The organism is Marisediminicola sp. UYEF4, assembly GCF_040546025.1.
Classification (GTDB): Bacteria; Actinomycetota; Actinomycetes; order Actinomycetales; family Microbacteriaceae; genus Marisediminicola.
Genome location: NZ_JBEPNA010000034.1, coordinates 1 through 6,151 on the forward strand (window position 1 = coordinate 1; position 6,151 = coordinate 6,151).

Below are 6,151 nucleotides of genomic sequence, written 5' to 3' on the forward strand. Positions count from 1 at the left end.
CCGACTCGATGACCAGCAGAAGCGGCGCCCGGGAACGATCATCCCGGACGCCGCTTCACCCTGCCCACTTGACAAAAGCAACTACATATCAGCTGAGAGCGGGCAAGACTCGATCCACCCCCGATGGGTTCGCGACGCCGTAGCACGCGTGTACAGCGAGTACACGAAGCTGCCGCCACTCACGTGGGCGCTACTCCATACCGATCCGGAGCCCGAGGCATTCCTGCGGGACGACTCTGGCAATGTCGGCGTGATCGACTGGGCGGGATCAGTACCGGGACCTGCCCTGTATGACCTGGCTTCCGCGGTCATGTACGCAGGCGGAGAACGGCACGCCCAACCCCTGTTGGACGCATATGAGCGAGTAGGCGTGGTGACCGGGACCGAGATCCGTACACACCTGGGTTCGCTGCGACGCTTGCGGGCAGGAGTCCAAGCCGAGTACTTCTCCAGGCGGCTCCACCTAGCTGACCTAACCGGGGTCGACAGCATCGACGACAACGAGCAAGGCCTTCGAGACGCCCAGGAGATGCTCCAGCTCCTCGGGGTGCAAGTCAGCTAAGTCGCCTCCGGGCCGGCGCGAGTGTCCGCGCGGTCGCAGTCGCATCAATCAACGCCTAACGCGACACTTGACTGGGTCTATTGCGGAACCTTCATCTCTCTAGCTGACGCCCAAGGTGCGCCATGCCCGTAACGATGATTTCGGTCAGGAGCTCTGCGTAGCGTCCGTCGGGGTCGAGATCGGGGTCGAATACCGTGACCTGCGCTCCAATTGCTCCGGGGGCGAGACCCTGGAGAAGTTCGATCAGCTGTTCCGGGTCGAGCCCGCCAGGATCAGGGCTGTCAACCGCCGGCATCACGTTTGGATCGAGCACGTCGACATCGATGTGCAGCCAGTAGCCGGCGTTCCCCGAGACGGCCCGAGCGGCTCGCGCCGTCTCGGTCATGCCGATCTCGACTGATTGGTGGGCCGTCAGGACGAGGCCGAGGTGGGATCGGACCTCGTCGACTTCTTGATCGTTCACGCGGCATCCGATGTGAACGGTGTTGGCGGGCGAGAAGTATGGTCCGCGGCCGTCGATGTCCGCGATGGCCGGCCAGTGTCGACCGACGGCCGCCGCGAGATCCTCCCCGGCAACGCTGGCGCAGTGATCCGAGTTGCCGGGATGACGGAAGTCAGTGTGTCCATCGATGTGCACGAGGCCCGCGTTATGCCGGAGGGCGAGCCCGGCCGCCAGCAGAAGGCTGCAATCGCCTCCGATCACCAACGGCGCCCTGCCGTCGTCGATGACTCCAGCGATCCGGCGGGCCAGGCGCCGCGCGTGGTCCACCATCTGAGCTTCGTTTCGTACGTGGCCGGTGGCGCGGGTGGTGTCGTCATCGACGTATCGGCCGGAAAGGACCACACCTCCATCGACAGCGCCGTCTGCCATCAGTCGCCGAAACACTCCCGCTTCTCGCAATGCTTCTGGTGCCTTGGACGTGCCCGGCACGCTTCCCGGCTGGGGTGGTCGAAGCCCCAGGTTGGAGGGAGCAGACACAATCGTGATCACGCCCCCAGACTGTCAGGTTCCCATAACGATTTCGACTAATCCCGCGGCTTCACTTGCGCGAAAGTAAGACAAAGTAGGAGCCCACAAGAGGGACCTCTTACGCGACAGAGTGAGTGGGTAGAGCCTCGTCGCGTCTGGGCCCGGTCATCCAGACAGAGTCACCACGGTCCGGGTCGTGGTCGATCCGGCCGCTGTTGGTGAACCCGATCTTATCCAGAACTCGGAAAGAAGCGACATTCCACGAACGGACCGTGGCCCAGAATCGCATTCGTCCGGTATCTAAAGCAGCACCAAGCATGGCTTGTGCGGCCTCGGTAGCGTATCCGCGGCCCTGGGCGTGCAGGAACAGCTCATAGGCGATTTCCGGCTCCTCCAGGGTTGCATTGCCAATGATCAAAACGCAGTAGCCAATGAAGTGGCCGTCAGTTTTTGTCTCGATGGCCAAGAGGGCCAAACCGGTATGAGCCGACTCCTCAAGTTGTTTTTCAAGACTTGCCCGAATGTCGTCAACAGTCGGCCGACCCTCGGCGTCAATGACGCGAATTGATCGTGGATCTCGTTCAGCCCACAGCCCTCGTACGGCCTGACTATCTGAAAGCCGCCAAGGCCTCATCCGCAGTCGCGGCGTTTCTAACTCCTGAACAAGCGGCTGGAACGGCTGCACGACTTCACCCTAGCCCGGAGCAGAACCAGCTTTCCTGCCGCCCGCAGGCGGAACGTCCACCGGGAGTTCCGGTCAGCTGCTCCACAGGAGCATCACCGAGATCAGAGCATCGATGCCAAGTCTGATCCGGTTGAAGGGTAAGTGGCGGTCGTCGATTTGATTTGTTTCGTGGTCAGTCCGTGCTTCATGGCCAGGCTGATGGTGTTGGCAACTTCGGCATAGTCGTGACCAAAAAGGTGCGCACCGATGATGCGGTCTGTGCTCTTGTCGATCAGGATCTTGGTTGCCCCAGCTGTTTCACCAATTCGGTAGTTCGAATACCAGCCACTGGTATTGGTGAAGCGCACGCCGACGTTGAGACCATCGTCTTTGGCATCCTGCTCGAGCATTCCGATGCGGACCAGTTCCGGGATCGTGAAGACAACGGTCGGTATTGCCGTGTAGTCCGGGACGGCCGTGCCAGATTTCAGCATGTTGGATGCGGCGACCTTCGCCTCGAACACTGCTACCGGCGTGAGCGGCATGCCGGGAGTATCGGCGGAATCGCCGGCCGCATAGACATGATCGTTCGTGGTGCTCTGCAGGTGTCCTGTGACGCTGATGCCCCGGGGGCCGCAGGCAACGTCACCGACATCCAGGCTCATACGTGCGAGGTCGGCAGTGCGCCCGGCGCCGTGGACGACGATGTCGGTATCGATCGTGGTCGTCTCGCCGGCGTGCTGCATCGTGATCCGGAATCCTTGGAGAGTCTTCGCCACGCTGGTGATCGTCGTGTCGCGTCGGACGGCCACCCCGGCGGTCGCGCCGCGCTCCAGGAGAAGTTCGACGAGGTCGGGATCGAATTCTTTCAGCGGGGTGCGGCCGCGGTCGATAATTACGGGGGAACTTCCCGCCCGTGCAGCAATGTGTGCGAATTCGAATGACACGAAGCCGCCCCCAATGAAGGCGATCCGGGGTGGAAGGTTGGGGAGGTTCAGGAAGGTGGTGCTGTCGATGAGGTGCTCGTGTCCGGGGAAGTCGAGTTCGCGGGGCCGGGCGCCGGTGGCGACGAAGATTTTGTTCGCCTCGTAGCTCGTGCCATCGATATCGACGTGGGTGTTGTCTGTGAACGCCGCCACGCCGTGGAGTGTGGTCACGCCGCGTGAGCGAAGGTCCTCTTCGACATTGTGTGGAACGGGGTCGGTGAAGCCATGTTTGTGATTCATCAAGTCAGCCCAGTTGATGCTGAGTTGATCACCATTGATGCCTTTGCCATCGAGAAGACGGGCGGCCTCAACTATTTCTGCGCCGCGGCGCAGAATTTTCTTTGGGTCGCATCCGCGAAGGGCGCAGGTTCCCCCATACGGGAGCGCATCGACGATGGCGACGTGCCATCCCTGCGAGGAGCACTTGGTTGCGGCCGCGATCCCTGCCATCCCGGCACCGATCACGAGCAGGTCATATGTGTCAGTCATGGTGGTCCTTCTGTCAGGGAACGGACATAAATTTTTAGGCGGGAGGCGCGCCGATCCAAAATGCGCTTCGCGCGATTTCGCCCGGGCGTCACGTGGTGAGCAGTACCGTTTTCAGCTGCTCCACGGTTGGTGCGCCCGCGTACCCGTCAGGTGTGAGATACCGGCGGCAGGAAAGCCCGATGGGGTCTCCTTGCTGCGCGAAGGGGTCGATGCCGTTGATGAGGATGCTTGGAGAACCGCGAAATCCGACACGTTCAGCTTCTTCGACCGTGTCTACGATGTGTCGCGTCACGACCATCCCGGGGTTTACTTCAGCGAGAGCAGTGAGCCGCTCGTCGGCCACTTTCCGATTGGGGCAGCCGTCGAAGTACTGCAAGATGATGTCCATGCGCCTACCGTAAACCGTGAAGTGCGCTTCAAGGTCAAGCGTTAGGCTCAGCTCATGCTCATTGGGGAAGTCGCCGATGTAATAGGCGTGCACCGTCAAACCATTCGTTTCTATGAAAAGCAGGGGCTCTTGCCCCCTCCTCATCGTCAGCTCAACGGGTATCGAGACTACGACCCCACCGTGATCAGCAGGTTGAACTTCATCCAAAGCGGACAAGCGGCCGGCCTCACGCTCACCGAGATCACGAGCGTTCTCTCGCTCCGCGATGCAGGCCAGGCTCCCTGCGCTCACGTATCACTCCTCTTGGTCCGCAAACTGGAAAACGTCCAAGCCCGCCAACTCGAGCTCGCTGTCCTGGCGACAGAACTCAAGACACTCATCCAAGCCAGTAAAGGGCTAGACCCCGACGACTGCGACGAGGCAGACATCTGCAACATCATCGCCAACCCCGAACGCCATTGAAGACGACAAATAGAAAATACGGAAAGAAACATCCCCTTCTCGATAGAGGGACCGCTTACGCGACGAATTTGCCAGCTCTCCGCGCGATTGCCAAGCTTGCCGGTGCTGTGTCACAAGGGAACCCTGTGTCGCGTTTCGCCTGGTGGCGGCGGGCTTCGACCGCGACAACATCGGCGGTGACCGCCCCGACCGACAGCGCTGCCGTGATTCCGGCGATCACATCCTCCGCCGCCATCGACCGGTGCAGCAGCAGGACGTCGATGATCGCCCGGGTGCCTCCGGCATCGCCGTCGGTTCTTCGTGCTGCAGCCCAGAACGCGTCATGCGCTGCCGTGAAGGTGCCGGATGCGCGGGCCTGGGCGAGGGCGGTCGATCCGGGGAATGCACCCGGCGACACAAGATTCGGGTCGGTGAATGATGCAGAAACGGCGCGGTTGGTGTGGGAAACTTGCTTCTAAGAGATGCTCCTCTGCTTGGCAACGTTGAACTCTAGGCAAGCCCTATTTTACCTGATCAGATGGGCATTCTCGGTTTAACGAGCCGTCAGAATCTCACGTCGACCGGTGGATTTAGGCTAAACGGTACACTCTGGAAGCATGACCGGTATGCTCATCGGCTACGCACGCGTATCCACCAACGACCAAGACCTCACCGCCCAAAAGAACGCACTCGCCGCCCTCGGGGTCTCAGCCCAAAAGACGTTCACCGATCAAGGCCTCACCGGAACTAACCGAGCCCGGCCAAGTCTCCGCGAAGCGTTAGCTGCATATCGATCGGGGGCGGGGCCGGCAGATTGACGGGAGGAAAAGGGCACGCTCGACTGCACAACCGCGTTCGCGTCAACAGACTTCCGCGCCGATCTGACAAAAATCGCTGTGCCTACGCTGGTGATACATGGCGACTCCGACACCGTCGTGCCGTTCGAGGTCAGTGGAAGGCGCACTCACGAGGCCATTTCCGGCAGCGAACTCGTAATGATCGAAGGCGCCCCGCACGGACTCACCGTTTCGCACAAGGACGAGTGGAACCGGCACGTTCTCGCCTTCCTGGCGAAGTAGCGGAACCGCAAAGTTCACCTTTATCGTCGGCAGTCCCCTTTAGCTCACGCCACGCACGCAACCTCCGTAAGAAGAACACCTAGCTGGCCTTTCGGGTGAGCAGCTGGAGGAGGCTTCTGCGGCGCTGCGAGGTCACGGCCCAGGCAGTGGACAGCACGACGGATTTCGTTGAACCCGTCTGTTCGTTGAGTGAGGCGGCGTGGCTCCATATGAAGATCCATATTTTAACCATGGCTTTGTCGGCCGACGACGGCGTTGCAAACTTCCACAGACAGATTGCATAGGTTTCGGCTGTGAAGGCGTCATACAGAGCGCCGAAGGCGAGTGCGTCACCGGCGGCTACTCGTTCGAGAAGCAAATGATTGCCGACACCGTCCCCGGGGGAACGCGGCTCCGTCTCTGCGGCGGTCATGGTGCGGTTCCGGACGATCGAATGCCAAGTAAAAAAGGCACTCCCTACCTCTCCTGATTGGGAACGCTAGACGATATGAGTACGGCGCTTACCTCTTGAGGCTGGGGCCCCCGTTCGAGTAGACGTGGGTTACCAGCCTGCGGAGGTTGGCCTATCCACA

General features: G+C 60.9%; 8 protein-coding genes and 2 pseudogenes. 4 read left to right on the plus strand and 6 right to left on the minus strand.

The genetic code is table 11. The annotated features are described in order from the left end of the window. Positions 1–562: phosphotransferase (locus ABIB15_RS15165; protein WP_354480465.1), on the plus strand; the 562-nt coding region annotated here is incomplete at its 5' end. A gap of 91 nt (positions 563–653) precedes the next feature. On the opposite strand, the gene ABIB15_RS15170 is transcribed toward ABIB15_RS15165, so the two are convergent. From ABIB15_RS15170 to ABIB15_RS15185, 4 genes are all read right to left on the minus strand, one after another. Continuing rightward, on the minus strand, positions 654–1,553 hold the full coding sequence (locus ABIB15_RS15170; RefSeq protein ID WP_354480467.1) for an arginase family protein: 900 nt from the start codon (positions 1,551–1,553) through the stop codon (positions 654–656). Positions 1,554–1,650: 97 nt separating this feature from the next. Next, positions 1,651–2,217 (minus strand): GNAT family N-acetyltransferase, encoded by a 567-nt coding sequence (locus tag ABIB15_RS15175; protein WP_354480470.1) that lies wholly within the window; start codon positions 2,215–2,217, stop codon positions 1,651–1,653. 101 nt (positions 2,218–2,318) lie between these two features. Next, positions 2,319–3,671 carry a dihydrolipoyl dehydrogenase family protein gene (locus ABIB15_RS15180; RefSeq protein WP_354480472.1) on the minus strand — a complete coding sequence of 451 codons (1,353 nt, stop codon included), beginning with the start codon at positions 3,669–3,671 and terminating at the stop codon, positions 2,319–2,321. 88 nt (positions 3,672–3,759) lie between these two features. Next, on the minus strand, positions 3,760–4,059 hold the full coding sequence (locus ABIB15_RS15185) for a thioredoxin family protein (RefSeq protein WP_354480475.1): 300 nt from the start codon (positions 4,057–4,059) through the stop codon (positions 3,760–3,762). Between the two features lie 54 nt (positions 4,060–4,113). Here ABIB15_RS15185 and ABIB15_RS15190 point away from each other — a divergent pair, with 54 nt between their 5' ends. Further along, positions 4,114–4,521, plus strand: a complete 408-nt coding sequence (locus ABIB15_RS15190) for a heavy metal-responsive transcriptional regulator (RefSeq protein WP_354480477.1) — start codon at positions 4,114–4,116, stop codon at positions 4,519–4,521. 136 nt (positions 4,522–4,657) lie between these two features. Here ABIB15_RS15190 and ABIB15_RS15195 read toward each other — a convergent pair. Continuing rightward, positions 4,658–4,912, minus strand: a pseudogene (locus ABIB15_RS15195) (IS21 family transposase); the annotation flags it as partial. Positions 4,913–5,117: 205 nt separating this feature from the next. Between ABIB15_RS15195 and ABIB15_RS15200 the strand changes: the two are divergent. Further along, positions 5,118–5,300, plus strand: a pseudogene (locus ABIB15_RS15200) (recombinase family protein); the annotation flags it as partial. Between the two features lie 81 nt (positions 5,301–5,381). Continuing rightward, the gene (locus ABIB15_RS15205; protein ID WP_502908996.1) at positions 5,382–5,579 is read left to right on the plus strand and encodes an alpha/beta fold hydrolase; all 198 of its coding nucleotides are present in this window, start codon (positions 5,382–5,384) and stop codon (positions 5,577–5,579) included. A gap of 79 nt (positions 5,580–5,658) precedes the next feature. Here the strand turns inward: ABIB15_RS15205 and ABIB15_RS15210 are convergent, their stop codons facing one another. Next, positions 5,659–5,991, minus strand: a complete 333-nt coding sequence (locus ABIB15_RS15210) for a hypothetical protein (protein WP_354480480.1) — start codon at positions 5,989–5,991, stop codon at positions 5,659–5,661. Positions 5,992–6,151: the final 160 nt, after the last annotated feature.

What these genes read in the sequence shown, in the direction of transcription:
- ABIB15_RS15180 (WP_354480472.1), bottom strand. Translation starts at nt 3,671, where the DNA reads ATGACTGACACATATGACCTGCTCGTGATCGGTGCCGGGATGGCAGGG.
- ABIB15_RS15190 (WP_354480477.1), top strand. Translation starts at nt 4,114, where the DNA reads ATGCTCATTGGGGAAGTCGCCGATGTAATAGGCGTGCACCGTCAAACC.
- ABIB15_RS15210 (WP_354480480.1), bottom strand. Translation starts at nt 5,991, where the DNA reads ATGACCGCCGCAGAGACGGAGCCGCGTTCCCCCGGGGACGGTGTCGGC.
- ABIB15_RS15185 (WP_354480475.1), bottom strand. Translation starts at nt 4,059, where the DNA reads ATGGACATCATCTTGCAGTACTTCGACGGCTGCCCCAATCGGAAAGTG.